Consider the following 16,965-nt stretch of genomic DNA (forward strand, 5'->3'; position numbering starts at 1 on the left):
GGCCGTCGACCACCGGACGCGTGCCCGGCCGGCCGGCGTGCCGGCACGTGTCCCGTGCACGCACCCGGTGGTCGCCCCGGCAGGAGCGCCTCAGCCGTTCGGCAGGAAGACCGCCCGGACGCAGCCGTCCTCCTTGTCCTTGAACATGCGGTAGCCGCGCGGGGCGTCCTCCAGCGGCATCACGTGGGTGGCCAGGTGCTCGGTGGTGAGCTCGCCGCGGGCCATGTGCTCGAGGATCCGCGGCATGTAGCGCTGGCCGTGGACCTGCGCCCCGCGCAGCGTCAGGCCCTTGTTCATCGCCGCACCCAGCGGGAACTTGTCCACCGGCCCCGCGAAGACGCCGAGCACGAAGACGCTCCCGCCCTTGCGGCAGGCCATGATCGCCTCGCGGACGGCCGACGGCCGGTCGGTCTGCAGCCGCAGCTGCTGCTTGAGCTGGTCGTAGGCGCCCTGCACGCCGGTGCTGTGCGCCTCCATGCCGACGGCCTCGATGCAGACGTCGGGACCGCGGCCGCCGGTGCGCTCACGCAGCTCCGCCATGACGTCGGTGGTGGAGTAGTCGACCACCTCGGCGCCCACGTGCCGCCGCACCTGCTCCAGCCGCTCGGGCAGCCGGTCGATCACGACCACCTGTTCGGCGCCGAGCAGCATCGCCGCGCGGGCGGCCATCTGCCCCACCCCGCCGGCGCCCCAGACCGCCACCGTGTCGCCGGGCTTCGTCCCGGCCAGGTCCGCGCCCATCCACCCGGTGGAGACGGCGTCGGAGGCGAACAGCGCGCGGTCGTCGCCGACCCCCTCGGGCACGAGGAAGGTGCCGACGTCGGCGTAGGGCACCCGGACGTACTCGGCGTGCGATCCGGCGAAGCCGCCCATCGCGTGCGAGTAGCCGAAGCAGCCGCCCGGGCTCTGGCCCCACAACCCCTCGGTGATGCCGGGGTTCGGGTTGCCGTTGTCGCACAGGGAGTACAGCTCCTGCCGGCAGTACCAGCAGTTGCCGCAGGCGATGAAGGAGTTGACGACGACGCGGTCGCCGACGCGGCGGTCGCGCACGCCCGGGCCGACCTCGACGACCTCGCCCATGAACTCGTGGCCGAGCACGTCGCCCACGCGCATCGCGGGGATGTAGCCGCCGAGCAGGTGCAGGTCCGAGCCGCACGTCGTCGTCCGGGTGACCCGCAGGACGACGTCGCGGTCGTTGAGGATCGTCGGGTCGGGGACGGTCTCCACCGAGACCTCGTTGACGCCGGTCCAGGTCGCGGCCCTCACAGCACGCCCTCCTTCGGCGCGGCCTGCGCGGCGCCCTCGAGCGCGGCGCCCTGTGGGGTGGCCGCGCGCCTCCCGTGCGGCTGGGGCTCCATCCGCAGCACCTCGCCGACCTCCAGCAGCGCCTTCGACTCGCGCAGCGCGGCGCGCAGCTCGCCCACCTCGTCCTCGGTGGGCGTGCCGCGGAAGCGTGCCGCCAGCTCGGTGCCGCGGTCGCCCGGCGCGGGCGTCGTGCGCACCTCGACGCGGTCGCCGAGCGCGGCCAGCGGCGCGGGCAGCGCGGCCGACACCTCCCCCGGCTCCCGCAGCACGGTGACCGCCCGCCACCGCCGGGCGGCGACCTCCGGGTCGTCGGTGGCGGAGGCCTGGCCGGCCCCGGGCACGCGCACGTGCTGCAACCGCCTCAGCAGCGTGGCGCCGGCCCCGCTCGCCAGGCCGGTGGCCCGGCCGATCAGCTGGTTCAGGTCCATGCGGCGCTCGCTACCCGGCCCGGCGTCCGGCCTATCGTGGGCCGGTCGGGCCGCGCGCCCGGCTCTCCCGCCGCCGTCGTCCGTGGAGGCCGTCGTGTCCTCGCTCATCCTGTCCCGCCGCGACCTGGAGTTCCTCCTGCACGAGTGGCTGGAGGTCGAGACGCTCACCAAGCGGCCCCGGTTCGCCGAGCACTCGCGCGAGACGTTCGACGCGGTGATGGAGCTCGCCGAGCAGATCGCCACCGAGCACTTCGCGCCGCACAACCGGAAGGCCGACGAGAACGAGCCGCGGTTCGTCGACGGCAGGGTGGAGATGATCCCCGAGGTCGCGAAGGCGCTCGCGGTGTTCCGCGAGTCCGGGATCATGGCCGGGACCTTCGACGAGGAGTACGGCGGCATGCAGCTGCCGCAGACCGTCGGGCAGGCGGCGTTCGCCTGGTTCAAGGCGGCCAACGTCGGGACCTCGAGCTACCCGTTCCTGACCATGGGCAACGCCCGGCTGCTGCTCGCGCACGGCTCGCAGGAGCAGAAGGACCGCTTCGTCCGGCCGATGCTCGAGGGCCGCTGGTTCGGCACGATGGCGCTGTCCGAGCCGCAGGCCGGGTCCTCGCTGGCCGACATCACCACCCGCGCCGAGCCCCAGGACGACGGCACCTACCGGCTCACCGGCAACAAGATGTGGATCTCGGCCGGCGACCACGAGCTGACCGAGAACATCGTCCACCTGGTGCTGGCCAAGATCCCCGGCGGCCCGGCCGGCGTGAAGGGCATCTCGCTGTTCATCGTGCCCAAGGTGCTGGTGGAGGAGGACGGGTCGCTCGGCGAGCGCAACGACGTCGTCCTGGCCGGGCTCAACCACAAGATGGGCTACCGCGGGACGACGAACACGCTGCTCAACTTCGGCGAGGGCGTGCACACCCCGGGCGGCCGGGCCGGCGCCGTCGGGTACCTCGTAGGAGAGCCCCACAAGGGGCTCTCCTACATGTTCCACATGATGAACGAGGCGCGGATCGGCGTCGGGATGGGCGCGACCGTCCTCGGCTACACCGGTTACCTGCACGCGCTGGAGTACGCCCGCACCCGCACCCAGGGCCGCTCCGCGAGCAGCAAGGACCCGTCGTCGCCGATGGTCCGGCTGGTCGACCACCCCGACGTCCGCCGGATGCTGCTGGCCGCCAAGAGCTACGCGCAGGGCGGCCTGGCGCTGGGGCTGTACTGCGCCCGCCTGGTCGACGAGGAGAAGACCGGCGAGACCGAGGACGACCGCAGCCGCGCCCACCTGCTGCTCGACACCCTGACGCCGATCGCCAAGGCGTGGCCCTCGCAGTGGGGGCCGGTCGCCGACGACCTGGCCATCCAGGTGCACGGCGGCTACGGCTACACCCGCGACTACCCGGTCGAGCAGTTCTACCGGGACAACCGGCTCAACCCGATCCACGAGGGCACCAACGGCATCCAGGCGCTGGACCTGCTCGGCCGCAAGGTGACGATGCACGGCGGCGCCGGGCTGCGGCTGCTGGCCGAGACGATCGCGGCGACGACGGCGCGGGCGGCCGGGACGCCGTTCGCCGACCTGGCCGCGGACGTCGACGCCGCCGTCGCCCGGCTCGTCGCGGTGACCGGCACCCTGTGGGGCACCGGCGACCCGGCGCTGGCCCTGGCCAACGCCAGCGCCTACCTCGACGCGGCCGGGCACACCGTCGTCGGCTGGCTGTGGCTGGAGCAGGCGCTGGCCACGCGCGACGAGACCGGCGACTTCCACGAGGGCAAGCGCGCCGCGGCGCGGTACTTCCAGCACTGGGAGCTGCCGAGGGTGCACACCTGGCTGGACCTGCTGGAGTCCCTGGACCGGACGGTGCTCGACACCCCCGATGCCCACCTCTAGACGCACTGCCCACCTCTGGACGCACTCGCGCCCCGCGGCTCCGGGAGGAGCGGCGGGGCGCGGGTCGTCCGGGGCGGCCCCCCCTCGTGGGGTCCCGCCGCGAGCTCGCGGGTCGCGGGGGGCGAGGGGGTCCTCCGACTAGGCCGCCCGGGCCATCCCCACCGCCTCGACGGTGGCACCGGCCTGGGCGGTCTCGCGGCGGGCGGCCGCCCGCTGCTCGCGCTCGTACCGTGCCGTGGTCGAGGTGCCCATCGCGATCACCAGGGCGGTCAGGACCAGGAACCCGACCAGGGTGACTGCAGGCCACAGAAGCATCTCGAACGTCCCCTTGCTCGTCTCGTGACGCCGGCCGGGCGGCGGGCCCGGCGGCTCGTCTCTGGGGACTGTGTCCCCAGCGAACCGCCCTCTCAATCGTCGCTACGCACTGTTCACCTGACAGGCTGTGACCGACTTCACCCGTCGGGGCCGTCCCGGCCCGGTGCGCCCCTCGGTCCGGCGCGTGGTGTCATCGAGGCGTGTCCGCAGGTGCCGAGGTCTCCCCCTCCGGCACCGGGACCCCGCCCACCCGGACGCGGCCGGCGCTGCTCGTCCTGACCCTCTCACTCGGCGTCACGACCCTCTCGCTGCTGCAGAGCCTCGTGGTCCCGGTGCTCGGCCCGATCGGCGAGCAGCTCGGCGTCTCGCCGGCCGCGGCCGGCTGGGTGCTCACCGCCAACCTGCTGGCCGCCGCGGTCCTCACCCCGGTGCTCGGCCGGCTCGGCGACACCCGCGGCGAGCGGCCGGTCATCCTCGGCATCCTGGTCGCGGTCGCGCTCGGCACCCTGCTGGCGGTCGTCACCCGCTCGCTGCCGCTGCTGCTGGTGGCGCGGGTCCTGCAGGGCTCCTCCTACGGGCTGTTCCCGCTGTCGATCAGCGTGCTGCGCCGCGAGCTCCCGCCGGAGCGGCTGAGCGTGGCGATGTCGGTCGTCAGCAGCACCCTCGGCGTCGGCGGCGTCGTCGGCCTGGTCGCCGCGGGCCTGCTCACCGGCGACGGCGGGGACTACCACCGGCCGTTCTGGATCGGCCTGGGCGTCACGCTGCTGTCCCTGGTGCTCGGTGCCGTCCTGCTCCCCCGCCGCACCGCGACGGCGAGCGGGCGGGTCGACTGGCTCGGCGCCGTCGTCCTCGGCGTCGGGCTGGTGCTCCTGCTCCTGCCGGTGTCGCAGGGCAACACCTGGGGGTGGACCTCCCCGCCGACGCTCGGCTGCGCGGCCGGCGCGCTGGCCGTCCTCGCCGGCTGGGTATTGCTGCAGCGTCGCCGCGCCCAGCCGCTGGTGCGCCCGGCGCTGCTCACCGACCCGCGGATGCTGGTGCCCAACCTCGCCGGCCTCACCACCGGCATCGGGCTGTTCGTCTCCTTCCTCGTCGTCATGCAGTACGTGCAGACGCCGCCCGAGGTGGCCGGCTACGGGTTCGGCGCGCCGGTGCTCGAGGCCGCCGTCGTCTACCTGCTGCCCGGCGGCGTGGTCGGCATCCTGCTGGCGCCGCTGGCCGGCAAGGTCGTCGACCGGATCGGGGCGCTGCCCACCCTGCTCACCGGGGCGGTCGCCGGCGTCGCCGGGTTCGTCGTGTTCGCCCTGGGCCGGTCCGAGCCGGCGCTGGTCGTCGTCGCGGGGCTGCTGTCGCAGGCCTGGGTGACCGTCGCCTACGCGGCGCTGCCGACCCTCGTGGTGCAGGCGGTGCGGCGCGGCGAGACCGGCGTCGCGAACGCCGTCAACTCGATCGCCCGCTCGCTCGGGCAGGCGGTGGGCAGCACGCTCACCGTGGCGCTGCTCGGCGCCACCCTCGACCCGGCCACCGGCCTGCCCCGGGCCTCCGGGTTCACCACGGTGGCCCTGCTGGGCGCCGGCGCGGCGGCCGCGGTGGCCCTGGTCAGCCTGGCCGGGATGGTGCAGGCCCGGCGCAGCGGGCCGCCGGACCCCGACGACCTCCACGACGTCGAGCGGGCGACCGCCGCCGCCGGCGAGTGGTCCCCCGTCTCCGGCATCCGCTGACACCCCGCGACGCGCCGGGATGATCACCGCGCGCATGGAAGCGTCCCGTCCGGGGAACCCACGGTCCGATCCACCCGCCCAGATCCGGAGGACGACCATGGCCCGCCCGCACGGCTCCCGCGCCGCGAGCACCGACACGGCGAAGCCGGCACGCTTCTCCGGCAACACCGCCGGTGACCCCGCGCCGCACGATGACAAGGTCAACTCCACCCGCTTCGACAACGCGCCGCGCGGGACGGACACCACGCCGACCTTCTTCGGCACGGTCAAGCGGACCGTCAAGGAGTTCAGCGAGGACAACCTCACCGACTGGGCGGCGTCGCTGACCTACTACGGCGTCCTCGCGCTCTTCCCGGCGCTGATCGCGCTCACGTCGATCGTGGGCCTGCTGACGACCCCCCAGCAGCTCACCGACGCGCTGACCACCGTCGTCCCCGCCAGCGCCGCGGACACGATGGGCCCGGTCATCGAGCAGGTCGCCGGCAACCAGAGCACCGCCGGCTTCGGTCTCGTCATCGGTCTCGCCCTCGCGATCTGGTCGGCGTCGGGCTACGTGGGCGCCTTCACCCGCGCGTCGAACGTCGTCTACGAGACGCCCGAGGGCCGCAAGATCTGGAAGCTCAAGCCGCTGCAGCTGCTGATCACCCTGATCGGCATCCTGTTCGCCGCCGTCATCGTGGCGATGCTGGTCCTCAGCGGCCCGGTCGTCGAGGCCGTCGGCTCGGCCATCGGCCTGGGCGACACCGCGCTCACCGTGTGGAACGTCGTCAAGTGGCCCGTGATCCTGGTGGTCCTGGCGCTGATGATCGCCGTCCTCTACTACTCCACGCCGAACGTCAAGCTGCGCGGCTTCCGGTTCATCAGCCCCGGTGCCGGCGTGGCCATCCTCGTCGCGGTCCTGGCCTCGGCCGCCTTCGCCTTCTACGTGGCCAACTTCGGCAGCTACAACAAGACCTACGGCGCGCTGGCCGGCGTCATCGTCTTCCTGATCTGGTTCTGGCTGATCAACCTGGCCCTGCTGTTCGGCATCGAGTTCGATGCCGAGAAGGAGCGGACGACCGAGCTCAAGGAGGGCGTCCCCGGGGCGGACAAGGAGATCCAGCTCGACGCCCGCGCCGAGCCCAAGCCCCGCAACACCCACTGAGGAAGGACCTCCCTGCCCCCGCCACTCGCTCCGCTCGCGGCGGGCCCCTGCAGGGAGGCCGACCACAGGGCCCCCTCCCGGGACCGGGAGGGGGCCCTCGTCGTGTGCTCAGCGTGCGGTGGGCGGGCCGTCGCCGCGGCGGGCCGGCGGGGTGCGCTCGATCGCGGCGGCCACCGCGGCCAGCCCCCGGCTGACCGCCTGACCGGCCGGGGCCAGCGGGGCGGGCGCCCGCCGGACCAGGGTGTCGACGACGTCGCGGCTGCGGTCCAGCAGCGACAGCGGCAGGCCCGACAGCGCGTTGCCCGGCGGGCGGCGGGACACCGTCGGGTGCGCGCGGGTGGGCGAGATCCGGCGCATCAGGTCCCACCGGCGGCCCAGCCGGCGCAGCTCGGCGGGGTCGAGCCGTTCCTGCAGCCGGGGGAACACCACGTCCTCCTCGTCGCGGACGTCCTCGCGCAGCACCTCGACCAGCCGGGCGAGCCGGGCCGGCCGCTCCGGGGAGTCGGGGCCGCCCTCCTCGAGCGCCGCGACCAGCTCGTTGACCTCCTGGTGCTCGATCTCGACCCGCCGGGTGAGCTCGTCACCGTCGGGCAGCACCCGGCGGATCACCGGCCAGAGCACGGTCTCCTCGGCGAAGGCGTGGCTGAACACCAGCCGGTCGATGCGGGTCAGCACCTCCTCCTGCGCGCGCCCGGTGGTGCCGTCGAGCTCGTGCAGCAGCCGGTCGAGCTCGACGTGGTCCTTCCGCTGACGGACCAGGACGCTGCCGGGACCTCCCAGCTCGTCCTCGGTCTGGTCGGCGATGGAACGGGGCACGGGCCCTCCTCGGGACGTGTGCGGTCGGATCCGCCGGTCCTGCCCCGATCGGCCCGCCGCCATGCCGCCCGCCCCGGTTGCCGTCCGGGGGCGGGGGTAGGCCGGACCCACGGGACAGCGGGGTCCCGGTACCCGGAGGAGGCAGCGCCATGGCCGACCGGCCCACCGTCACGTCGGACTTCTACGAGCTCGAGGCCCTCCTCGACGAGGAGGACCGGGCCACCCTCCTGCGCGTCCGCGCGTTCATGGACGAGCAGGTCGAGCCGGTGATCAACCAGTACTGGACCCGGGCGCAGTTCCCCCGGGAGCTCATCCCGGGCCTGGCCGAGCTGGGCATCGCGGGGGCGCAGTACTCCGGGTACGGCTCCCCCGGCCGCTCGTCGCTGTTCGACGGCATGGTGTCGATGGAGCTCGGCCGCGGGGACCCCTCGGTGGCCACCTTCATGGGCGTCCACGGCGGCCTGGCCATGGGCACCCTGCACCTGTGCGCCTCCGAGGAGCAGAAGGAGCGCTGGCTGCCGGCGATGGCGCGGATGGAGCGGATCGGCGCCTTCGGCCTCACCGAGCCCGAGCACGGCTCCGACGTCGCCCGCGGCATCCAGACCACCGCCCGCCGCGACGGCGACGAGTGGGTGCTCGACGGGGAGAAGAAGTGGATCGGCAACGGCAGCTTCGCCGACCTGGTGGTCGTCTGGGCGCGCGACGTCGACACCGACCGGGTGCTCGGCTTCGTCGTCGAGACGCCGGCGCCCGGCTTCAGCGCCGTCGACCTCGAGGACAAGATCGCGCTGCGCGCGGTGCAGAACGCGCACATCACCCTCGACGGCGTCCGCGTGCCGGAGGAGAACCGGCTGCAGAACGCCAACTCCTTCCGCGACACCGCGAACGTCCTGCGGGCGACGCGGGTGAGCGTGGCGTGGTCGGCGGTCGGGTGCTCGCGCGGCGCCTACGAGCACGCGCTGCGCTACGCGCTGGGCCGCGAGCAGTTCGGCCGGCCGATCACCTCGTTCCAGCTGGTGCAGGACCTGCTGTTCCGGATGCTGGGCAACATCACCGCGTCGGCGGCCCTGTGCGCGCGGGCGTCCCAGCTGCAGGACTGCGGGATGCTGCGCGACGAGCACGCCTCGATGGCCAAGGGCTACAGCACGATGCGCATGCGGGAGACCGTCGGCTGGGCGCGGGAGCTCATGGGCGGCAACGGGATCCTGCTGGAGAACCACGTCGGCCGGTTCGTGGCCGACGCCGAGGCGATCTACTCCTACGAGGGCACCCGCGAGGTCAACAGCCTCATCGTCGGCCGCGCGATCACCGGCACCAGCGCCATCACGTGAGGTCCTCCGTCTAGCGGCCGTCCCACCAGCGGGCGGCGGCCTCGGCGGGGGTGAGCCCGTCGACGGCGACGAACCGGTTGAGCCGGATCAGGTCGATCGTCGTCAGCTGGGCGCTGACCGCGTCCAGCGCGGCGCGCAGCGGCTCGCCGCCCTCGGCGGCCACCTCGGTCCGCACGAGCGGCACCACGTTCTCCCGTGGCTGCAGCGCCCGGTCGTCGCGCAGCAGGTGCAGCGAGGCGTCGGTCAGCCGGGCGTCGGTCGTCTCCAGCATGCCGACGTCGACCTGCCCGGTGAGCAGCGCCTCCGCCGTGGCCGCGCGCGAGGGCATGCTGCGCACCTCGCCGAACTCGATGCCGTAGACCTCGCGCAGCCCGGGCAGGCAGAACCGCCGCTCGCTGCACTCGGGCGGGCCGCCGAACACCAGCCGCGGCGCGATCGCGGCGAGTTCGCTGAGCGTCGTCACGCCGTGCCGGGCGGCGGTGTCGGTGAGCACGACGAACCCGTTCTGGTCCTCGGCCTCGGCCGGGGCCAGGACGGTCAGCCCGCGCGGCGCGACGGCGGCCGCCAACCGGTCCCGCAGGACGGCGGGGTCGTGGGACGCGGTCCCCGCGCCGGCCTCCAGGAACTCCGACGCGGTGCCCAGGTAGTCGACGACGAGGTCGACGACGCCCTGCTCGAGCGCCGGGAAGACCACCTCGCGGGTGCCGATGCCGTGCTGCACCGCCACCTCGAACCCGGCCCGGCGGACCGCCTCGGCGTACACCTCGGCGAGCGTCTGGTTCTCGGGGAAGTCGTAGGACGCCACCCGGACGACGCCGTCGGCGGGCGGGTCCGCGTCCGCGGCCGGGGAGCCGCAGGCGCCCAGCACGGCGGTGGCGAGGAGCAGGGCGGCGAGGAGCAGGGCGGCGAGCGGTCGACGACGCATCGCGGACCCTCCCGGGGCAGGAGGCGGCGCCCCACGGGCGGACTGGCGCGGGGACGGCCACGCTAGCCCTGCTCGGGACCAAGGTCGATGGTCCCGCGAGCGCAACCGGGGCAGCATCGGGCGGCATGGCGGCCACGGCCCGGCCCCCGGTGCCCCAGGCACCGGTCCCGGCTCCGACACCGCGGGGACCGGTGACGGCACCCGCGGCGCAGGCGCCCGCCGGAGGGCAGGTCCGGCGGCCGGACCCGCCGCCCATCCACCGCGAGCCCCGGCGACGCCGCCCCTCCGGCGAGCCGCCGCCGCTGCCGCGGCACCTCAACGCGTCGGGCAAGTGGTGGCTGGCGCTCAGCGGCGTCGTCGTCGTCACCTGGGGCGTCGTCCTCCTCACCGGGAGCACGGCGTTCGTCGACCTGGTCGACACCCGGGTGCTGCAGGCGATCGCGTCCGTCCGCTCCCCCGGCCTGACCGACGTCGCCGAGGTGGCCGGCGTCCTCGGCACCAGCCGGGCGATCCACCTGCTGTGGCTGGCCAACCTCGTCGTGCTGGCGGTCTTCCGCCGCTGGCGGCACCTGTTCGTCTGGATCGGGGTCGGCCTGCTCGTGGTGAACACCGCCGCGACCCTGGCCGCCACGCTGCAGCGCCCGCGCCCCTACGAGGTGGAGATCCTCGGCCCCTGGTCGGGCTTCTCGATGCCGTCGGTGCCGATGACCGTGCTCGCCACCTTCCTCGTCAGCACCCTCTACTCGCTGGTGCCCGCGGGGCGGCTCCGCGACGTCGGCAAGTGGGTGGTGTGGGGCCTGCTGCTGGTGACCGCGGCCTCGCGGCTCTACCTCGCGCAGGACCACCCCACCGACGTCCTCGCCGGCGTCGTCCTGGGCGTCGCCGCCCCGCTGGCCGCCTTCCGGCTGCTGACGCCCAACGAGGTATACCCCGTCGTCTACCGGCGGGGCAGCCCCGCGCACCTGGACGTCTCCGGGGCGCGCGGCGAGGCGATCGTCCGGGCGCTGCAGGACCAGCTCGGGCTGCTGGCCACCTCGGTGGAGCCCTTCGGCCTGGCCGGGTCGGGCGGCTCCACGCCGCTGAGGATCACCGTCAAGGCCGCCGACGCCGCCGAGCAGGAGGAGAGCTGCGTCTTCGGCAAGCTGTACGCCGCCACGCACGTGCGGTCCGACCGCTGGTTCAAGCTCGGCCGCACGCTGCTCTACGGCCGGCTCGAGGACGAGAAGCCGTACCACAGCGTGCGGCGGCTGGTGCAGTACGAGGACTACGTCCTGCGGCTGCTGTCCGACGCCGGCCTGCCCGTGCCCCACCCGCTGGGGATCGTGGAGATCACCCCGGAGCGGGAGTACCTGCTGGTCGCCGAGTTCCTCCAGGGCGCGCGGGAGATCGGCGACCCCGAGGTCGTCGTGGACGACGCGCTGATCGACCAGGGGCTGGCCGTGGTGCGGCGGATGTGGGAGATCGGCATGGCCCACCGCGACATCAAGCCGGCCAACGTGATGGTGCGCGACGGCACGCTGTTCCTCATCGACTCGGCGTTCGCCGAGGTGCGCCCCAGCCCGTGGCGGCAGGCCGTGGACCTGGCGAACATGCTGCTGGTCCTCGCGCTGCGCACCGACGCCCGGACCGTCTACGAGCGGGCGCGCCTGCAGTTCTCCGACGAGGAGCTGGCCGAGGCCTTCGCCGCCACCCGCGGGCTCACCATGCCCTCGCAGCTGCGCCGGATGCTGCGGGCGCAGGGCCGCGACCTGCACCGGGACTTCCTCGAGCTGCTGCCCTACCGGCTCCCGCCGGTGCGCATCCAGCGGTGGACCTGGCGCCGGGCCGGGCTGTGCCTGGTCACCGCGCTCGCCCTCGTCCTCACCGTCGCCATCGGCGTCGACCTGCTCGGGTCCCCGCTGTGAGCGCCACCCGGCGCCCGGCCGCGGCGGCGGCGCTGGCGGCCGCCCTGCTGACGGCGGGTTGCGCGCCGGGCACCCCCACCGTCAGCGGCGAGCTGCCCGCCTGCCGCACCGGCGACGACGACCGGGCCGCCCACGGCGTCGTGCTCATGGCCCAGGCGGTGCCGACGGCGACCTGGGTGCCGTGCGTGGAGAGCATCCCGGTGGGCTGGACCTTCGCCGGCCTCGACGCCCACTCGGGCTCCGCGCGGTTCTGGCTGAACTCCGACCGCGACGGCTACCACGCCATCGAGGTGCGGCTGACCGACGGCTGCGACACCACGGGCGCCACCGAGATCCCCAGCGAGCGGGACGGGCTCGAACGCTACGAGCGGGTCGTCCGGGTGACCCCGGACTACCTGGGCCGCCGCTACTACGTCTTCCCCGGCGGCTGCCTGACCGTCGTGTTCACGCTCTCCGGCGACAACCGCGGGGAGCCCCTGGCGCTCGCCACCCAGAGCCTGGGCGTGGTGAGCCGCGAGGTGCTGTCCGACCAGGTCCACGAGGAGAGCGGCGGCCGGCTGCAGCTCGACCCCCCCGCCGACGCCGCCGGCCCCGAGGGCGAGGGGGACCCGCCATGACCGCCGTTGCTCCGCAGGCCCCGCCCGGCCGGCCTCCGAAGCGGAAGCCCGTGTGGCGGCGCGTGCTGCCACCGCTGCTCTCCGTCGCCCTGGTCGCCGCGGTCTTCTTCTGGTTCCTGCCGCAGTTCACCAGCCTGTCCGCCGTCTGGTCCGCGGTGGAGGGCATGTCCTGGACCGAACTGGCGCTGCTGGCGGTCGCCACGCTGTGGAACCTGGCCACCTACCAGTTCGTGATGGTCGTGACCATGCCGGGGTTGCGGCTGCGTGAGGCGACGGTCTCGACGCTGACCACGACCGCCGTGTCGAACACCGTGATCGCCGGGGCGGCGATCTCCCTCGGGCTGACCTACGGGATGAACTCCTCGTGGGGCTTCTCCCGCTCCCGGACGTCCGTCAGCCTGCTGCTGTCAGGGCTCTGGAACAACTTCGCCAAGCTGGCGCTGCCCGTGCTCGCCCTGTCGCTGCTGGCCTTCTCCTCCACGCCCACCACCGGCCGGCTCCTCGCCGGGCTGGCCGGCGTGGCCGGGCTGGTCGCCGCCGTGGTCCTGCTCGGCCTGCTGCTGCGCAGCCGGGAGAGCGCGGCCCGGATCGGCACGGGCGCGGGCCGGGTGGCCTCGGCCCTCCTGCGGCCGTTCGGCCGGCCTCCGGTGCGGGGATGGGACGACGCGACGACGAAGTTCCGCGACCGCACCGCTCTGCTGCTGCACGCCCGCTGGCACTGGCTGACCCTCGCGACCCTGGTCAGCCACCTGTCGCTGTTCCTCGTCCTGATGATCGCGTTGCGCGCGGTGGGCGTGACCTCCGAGCAGGTCAGCGTCGTGGAGGCGCTGACGGTGTTCGCCTTCGCGCGGCTGCTCACGGCCATCCCGTTCACCCCGGGCGGGCTGGGCGTCATCGAGCTGGCACTCATCACCGGCCTGGCCGCGGCCGGCGGCGACCGGGCACTCGTGGCCGCGGCGGTGCTGGTCTTCCGCGCGCTCACCTACGTGCTGCCCATCCCCCTGGGCATCGGCACCTACCTGTTCTGGCGGCGCAACCGCTCGTGGCGGCGGGAGCCGAACTCCGCACCGCGCACGGAGCTGGTGCCGGAGACGGCGTGACCGGGCGGGCGGCCACCTGCCCGCGCCCGCCGGTCGCCCGCGGCGGACGCGAGGTGGTCCTCGCCGCCGCCGGTGCGCTGCTGCTCGGACTCGCCGCGCTGCCGGTCGAGCGGACGTCGGTGCCCGCGGCGGAGGCGGCGGTGTTCCGGGCGGTCAACGGGGTCGACGTCGTGCCGTTCGTGCTGGTCTGGCCGGTCATGCAGCTGGGCAACTTCCTCGTCGTGCCGGCGGCCGCCGTGGTCGCGGCCGCGCTGCGGCGGTGGCGGCTCGCGCTGGGGCTGCTGCTCGCCGGCGTCGGGACCTACCTGGCCGCGAAGGGGATCAAGGACGTCGTCGTGCGCGGCCGGCCCGGCGGGCTGCTCGACGAGGTCGTCATCCGGGGGGCGGCCGCGCAGGGCCGCGGGTTCCTGTCCGGGCACGCCGCCGTCGTGACCGCCGTGGTGACCGTGGCCTGGCCGTGGCTGGGCCGCCGTGGGCGGATCGCCGGGGTGGTGCTGGCGGCGCTGGTGTGCCTGGCGCGGGTGTGGACCGCGGCGCACCTGCCGCTCGACGTCGTCGGCGGCGTCGGCCTGGGCCTGCTCGTCGGGGCGGTGGTGCTGCTGGTGGTCGGCCGGCCGCGGTGAGGTCTGCCGCCCGGCGCCGCCTGTGGTTGAGTGACTGGGGTCACAGGAGGCCTCGAGACCCGAGGAGCACCGGATGACCACCACCGCACCGCGCCCGTCCGCCCCGCGCCCGTCCGCCCCGCCCCGCCCGCGGCCCGCCGCGGCCTCCGGCGGCGGCCAGCCCTCCTCCCCGGAGGCGTCCGAGGCGGTCACCGGCCTGGACATGGTGCTGGTCGACGGCGCCCGCGGCCCGTTGCGGCGGATGGTGCCGCCGGCCCGCACCGTCGCCCGGTTCGGCGCGTCGCTGGCGCGCCGGCCCGAGACCGTCGTCCGCACCGGCGGGGACCTGGTGCGCGAGCTCGGGCGGATCGCGGTGGGCCGCTCGGAGGTCGCCCCCTCGCCGAAGGACCGCCGCTTCGCCGACCCCGCCTGGACCGGCAACCCGTTCCTCCGGCGGACCATGCAGGCGCACATCGCCGCCGCGCAGGCCGCCGCGCGCCTGGTCGAGGACGCCGACCTGGACTGGCAGGACGACGAGCGGATCCGGTTCACGCTGACCAACGTCGTCGACGCGCTGGCGCCGTCCAACGTCCCGTTCCTCAACCCGCTGGCGCTCAAGGCGGTCATCGACACCGGCGGCCGCAACGCGGTGAGCGGGCTGCGCCGGATGGTCTCGGACCTGGTGTCCCCGCCGCGGGTCCCCTCGATGGTCGAGCCCGACGCCTTCACCGTGGGCGAGGACCTCGCGGTCACCCCGGGCGCCGTCGTCCTGCGGACCGACGTGTTCGAGCTGATCCAGTACCGCCCGACGACGGAGACCGTCCGCGCCGTGCCGCTGCTGATGGTGCCGCCGACGATCAACAAGTACTACATCACCGACCTCGCGCCCGGCCGCAGCATCGTGGAGCACTACGTGGCCACCGGCCAGCAGGTCTTCATGATCAGTTGGCGCAACCCCGACGAGCGGCACGCCGACTGGGGGCTGGACACCTACGGCCAGGCCGTCCTGGACGCGATGGACGCCGCGCAACGGGTCACCGGCAGCGAGCGCGTGGCCCTCCAGGCGTTCTGCTCCGGCGGGATCATCACCGCGATGGTGCTGGCGCACCTGGCCGCCACCGGCCGGCTGGACCGGGTCGCCGCCGCCAGCTTCGCCGTCACCGTCCTCGACTGGGCGCGGGCCGGCACGGTGTCGGCGCTCATGGACCCCGAGGCGGTGCGGGAGGCGACGGAGAAGTCGCGGAGGAAGGGCTACCTCGACGGCGCCATGCTCGCCGAGGTCTTCGCCTGGCTCCGCCCCAACGACCTGGTGTGGAACTACTGGGTCAACAACTACCTGCAGGGCAAGCCGCCGGCCGCCTTCGACATCCTCTTCTGGAACGCCGACACCACCCGGATGAGCGCGGCGCTGCACCGGGACTTCATCGAGGTCGCGGTCGGCAACGCCCTCACCGAGCCGGGGAGGGCGACGATGCTCGGCACGCCGGTGGACCTGTCCGCCGTCGACGTCGACGCCTACGTCACCGCCGGGATCGCCGACCACCTGTGCCCGTGGCAGGCCTGCTACCGCACCACCCAGCTGCTCGGCGGGGAGAGCCGGTTCGTGCTGTCCACCAACGGCCACATCGCCTCGCTGGTCAACCCGCCCGGGAACCCGAAGTCGACGTTCCAGGTGGCACCGGACACCCCCGCCGACCCGGAGGAGTGGCTGTCCCGGGCGACGAAGGAGAAGGGCTCCTGGTGGCCGGACTTCATGGCCTGGCTGGGCGAGCGGTCGGGCGACGAGGTGCCCGCGCCGGAGTCGCTCGGCAGTGCGGAGCTGCCGGTCCTGGGGGACGCTCCTGGGACCTATGTCCTCGAGAAGTGAGTCCGTCGGCACGCTGACCGTCCTCGGCCGCACCCTCCGGGTGGCCGAGCGGCGCGGCGACGGCACGACGCCGCCGCTGCTGCTCATGAACGGCATCGGCGCGAGCCTCGAGGTGCTGCAGCCCTTCGTGGACGCGCTCGACCCGCGGCGCACCGTGATCCGGTTCGACGTCCCGGGCGTGGGCGGGTCCCCGCGGCCGGTCGTCCCCTACGTGCTGGGCACGCTGACACCGGTGGTGGCCGGGGTGCTGCGCCGGCTGGGCCACGACGGGCCGGTCGACGTCCTGGGGCTGTCCTGGGGCGGCGGCCTGGCGCAGCACTTCGCCGTCCAGCACCGCCGCCGCTGCCGCCGGCTGGTGCTCGCGGCCACCGGCACCGGCGCGCTGATGGTGCCCGCCTCGCCGCGGGTGCTCTCGCACATGCTCACGCCGCGGCGGCACCGCGACGCCGAGTACGCCCGGCGGATCGCGCCGACCATCTACGGCGGGGGGGGGGGGGGGGGGCGGGGGGGGGGGGCCGGGGCCCGGCGCGCGCCCGCCCCCCCCCCCCCCCCCCCCCCGCCCCCCCCCCCCCCCCCCCCCCCCCCCCCCCCCCCCCCCCCCCCCCCCCCCCCCCCCCCCCCCCCCCCCCACCCGCCCCCCCCCCCCCCCCCCCCCCCCCCCCCCGCCGCCCCGCCCCCCGCCCCCCCCCCCCCCCCCCCCCCCGAGCGGGCCGCCCGGGCGCTGCACGCGCACGAGCGCACCGGCCCGCGGCGCGGCTACTACTACCAGCTGGCCGCGAGCTCGGGCTGGAGCAGCCTGCCGTTCCTCTCCCTGGTGCGGCAGCCGACGCTGGTGGTGGCCGGCGACGACGACCCGATCGTCCCGCTGGTCAACGCCCGGATCATGGCGCGGCTGATCCCCGACGCCCGGCTGCACGTGTACCGCGGCGGGCATCTGGCGTTGGTCACCGAGGCCGACGAGCTCGCGCCGGTGGTCGAGGACTTCCTCGACACCGACTAGAGCAGGCG

The 16,965-nt window shown here is 74.8% G+C and carries 15 protein-coding genes; 10 read left to right on the forward strand and 5 right to left on the reverse strand.

The window, feature by feature from the left end; genetic code table 11:
- Nucleotides 1–90 precede the first annotated feature (90 nt).
- Both ACI79Z_RS19255 and ACI79Z_RS19260 read right to left on the reverse strand, forming a co-directional pair.
- The gene (locus tag ACI79Z_RS19255) at nt 91–1,266 is read right to left on the reverse strand and encodes a zinc-dependent alcohol dehydrogenase (protein ID WP_387988315.1); all 1,176 of its coding nucleotides are present in this window, start codon (nt 1,264–1,266) and stop codon (nt 91–93) included.
- Nucleotides 1,263–1,733: a hypothetical protein gene (locus ACI79Z_RS19260; RefSeq protein WP_387988314.1), complete on the reverse strand. Its 471-nt coding sequence runs from the start codon at nt 1,731–1,733 to the stop codon at nt 1,263–1,265. Before ACI79Z_RS19260 ends, ACI79Z_RS19255 begins: the two co-directional genes overlap by 4 nt.
- A 94-nt stretch (nt 1,734–1,827) precedes the next feature.
- Here ACI79Z_RS19260 and ACI79Z_RS19265 point away from each other — a divergent pair, with 94 nt between their 5' ends.
- The gene (locus ACI79Z_RS19265; RefSeq protein WP_387988313.1) at nt 1,828–3,618 is read left to right on the forward strand and encodes an acyl-CoA dehydrogenase; all 1,791 of its coding nucleotides are present in this window, start codon (nt 1,828–1,830) and stop codon (nt 3,616–3,618) included.
- Nucleotides 3,619–3,756: 138 nt separating this feature from the next.
- On the opposite strand, the gene ACI79Z_RS19270 is transcribed toward ACI79Z_RS19265, so the two are convergent.
- On the reverse strand, nt 3,757–3,933 hold the full coding sequence (locus ACI79Z_RS19270) for a hypothetical protein (protein WP_387988312.1): 177 nt from the start codon (nt 3,931–3,933) through the stop codon (nt 3,757–3,759).
- Nucleotides 3,934–4,133: 200 nt separating this feature from the next.
- Between ACI79Z_RS19270 and ACI79Z_RS19275 the strand changes: the two genes are divergently transcribed.
- Together ACI79Z_RS19275 and ACI79Z_RS19280 are read left to right on the forward strand one after the other, a co-directional pair.
- A complete protein-coding gene (locus ACI79Z_RS19275; protein ID WP_387988311.1) occupies nt 4,134–5,651 on the forward strand; it encodes an MFS transporter in 1,518 nt (505 codons plus the stop codon).
- Nucleotides 5,652–5,748: 97 nt separating this feature from the next.
- Nucleotides 5,749–6,795 carry a YihY/virulence factor BrkB family protein gene (locus tag ACI79Z_RS19280; protein ID WP_456903521.1) on the forward strand — a complete coding sequence of 349 codons (1,047 nt, stop codon included), beginning with the start codon at nt 5,749–5,751 and terminating at the stop codon, nt 6,793–6,795.
- 108 nt (nt 6,796–6,903) lie between these two features.
- Here the strand turns inward: ACI79Z_RS19280 and ACI79Z_RS19285 are convergent, their stop codons facing one another.
- Nucleotides 6,904–7,611 (reverse strand): hemerythrin domain-containing protein, encoded by a 708-nt coding sequence (locus ACI79Z_RS19285; RefSeq protein WP_387988309.1) that lies wholly within the window; start codon nt 7,609–7,611, stop codon nt 6,904–6,906.
- A 149-nt stretch (nt 7,612–7,760) separates the two neighbouring features.
- Here ACI79Z_RS19285 and ACI79Z_RS19290 point away from each other — a divergent pair, with 149 nt between their 5' ends.
- Nucleotides 7,761–8,942, forward strand: coding sequence for an acyl-CoA dehydrogenase family protein (locus ACI79Z_RS19290; RefSeq protein WP_387988308.1), 1,182 nt, complete (start codon nt 7,761–7,763; stop codon nt 8,940–8,942).
- Nucleotides 8,943–8,952: 10 nt separating this feature from the next.
- Here the strand turns inward: ACI79Z_RS19290 and ACI79Z_RS19295 are convergent, their stop codons facing one another.
- Complete coding sequence (locus ACI79Z_RS19295; RefSeq protein WP_456903522.1) at nt 8,953–9,867, reverse strand: ABC transporter substrate-binding protein; 915 nt, start codon at nt 9,865–9,867, stop codon at nt 8,953–8,955.
- Between the two features lie 191 nt (nt 9,868–10,058).
- On the opposite strand from ACI79Z_RS19295, the gene ACI79Z_RS19300 reads away from it, so the two are divergent.
- The 6 genes from ACI79Z_RS19300 to ACI79Z_RS19325 all read left to right on the forward strand — a co-directional run bounded on the left by ACI79Z_RS19300 (nt 10,059) and on the right by ACI79Z_RS19325 (nt 16,957).
- A complete protein-coding gene (locus ACI79Z_RS19300; protein ID WP_456903523.1) occupies nt 10,059–11,771 on the forward strand; it encodes a phosphatase PAP2 family protein in 1,713 nt (570 codons plus the stop codon).
- Nucleotides 11,768–12,388 (forward strand): hypothetical protein, encoded by a 621-nt coding sequence (locus ACI79Z_RS19305; RefSeq protein ID WP_387988305.1) that lies wholly within the window; start codon nt 11,768–11,770, stop codon nt 12,386–12,388. Before ACI79Z_RS19300 ends, ACI79Z_RS19305 begins: the two co-directional genes overlap by 4 nt.
- Complete coding sequence (locus tag ACI79Z_RS19310; RefSeq protein WP_387988304.1) at nt 12,385–13,488, forward strand: lysylphosphatidylglycerol synthase transmembrane domain-containing protein; 1,104 nt, start codon at nt 12,385–12,387, stop codon at nt 13,486–13,488. Before ACI79Z_RS19305 ends, ACI79Z_RS19310 begins: the two co-directional genes overlap by 4 nt.
- On the forward strand, nt 13,485–14,111 hold the full coding sequence (locus tag ACI79Z_RS19315) for a phosphatase PAP2 family protein (RefSeq protein ID WP_456903524.1): 627 nt from the start codon (nt 13,485–13,487) through the stop codon (nt 14,109–14,111). Before ACI79Z_RS19310 ends, ACI79Z_RS19315 begins: the two co-directional genes overlap by 4 nt.
- A 73-nt stretch (nt 14,112–14,184) precedes the next feature.
- Nucleotides 14,185–15,957 carry a PHA/PHB synthase family protein gene (locus tag ACI79Z_RS19320; protein WP_456903525.1) on the forward strand — a complete coding sequence of 591 codons (1,773 nt, stop codon included), beginning with the start codon at nt 14,185–14,187 and terminating at the stop codon, nt 15,955–15,957.
- Nucleotides 15,958–16,042: 85 nt separating this feature from the next.
- A complete protein-coding gene (locus tag ACI79Z_RS19325; protein WP_456903553.1) occupies nt 16,043–16,957 on the forward strand; it encodes an alpha/beta fold hydrolase in 915 nt (304 codons plus the stop codon).
- The last annotated feature ends 8 nt before the right edge of the window (nt 16,958–16,965 follow it).

Source organism: Geodermatophilus sp. SYSU D00663, assembly GCF_054050655.1.

Excerpts from the sequence above, each read along its gene's own strand:
- ACI79Z_RS19310 (WP_387988304.1), top strand. The coding sequence starts at position 12,385 with ATGACCGCCGTTGCTCCGCAGGCCCCGCCCGGCCGGCCTCCGAAGCGG.
- ACI79Z_RS19320 (WP_456903525.1), top strand. The coding sequence starts at position 14,185 with ATGACCACCACCGCACCGCGCCCGTCCGCCCCGCGCCCGTCCGCCCCG.
- ACI79Z_RS19280 (WP_456903521.1), top strand. The coding sequence starts at position 5,749 with ATGGCCCGCCCGCACGGCTCCCGCGCCGCGAGCACCGACACGGCGAAG.
- ACI79Z_RS19290 (WP_387988308.1), top strand. The coding sequence starts at position 7,761 with ATGGCCGACCGGCCCACCGTCACGTCGGACTTCTACGAGCTCGAGGCC.
- ACI79Z_RS19325 (WP_456903553.1), top strand. The coding sequence starts at position 16,043 with ATGAACGGCATCGGCGCGAGCCTCGAGGTGCTGCAGCCCTTCGTGGAC.
- ACI79Z_RS19260 (WP_387988314.1), bottom strand. The coding sequence starts at position 1,733 with ATGGACCTGAACCAGCTGATCGGCCGGGCCACCGGCCTGGCGAGCGGG.
- ACI79Z_RS19270 (WP_387988312.1), bottom strand. The coding sequence starts at position 3,933 with ATGCTTCTGTGGCCTGCAGTCACCCTGGTCGGGTTCCTGGTCCTGACC.
- ACI79Z_RS19295 (WP_456903522.1), bottom strand. The coding sequence starts at position 9,867 with ATGCGTCGTCGACCGCTCGCCGCCCTGCTCCTCGCCGCCCTGCTCCTC.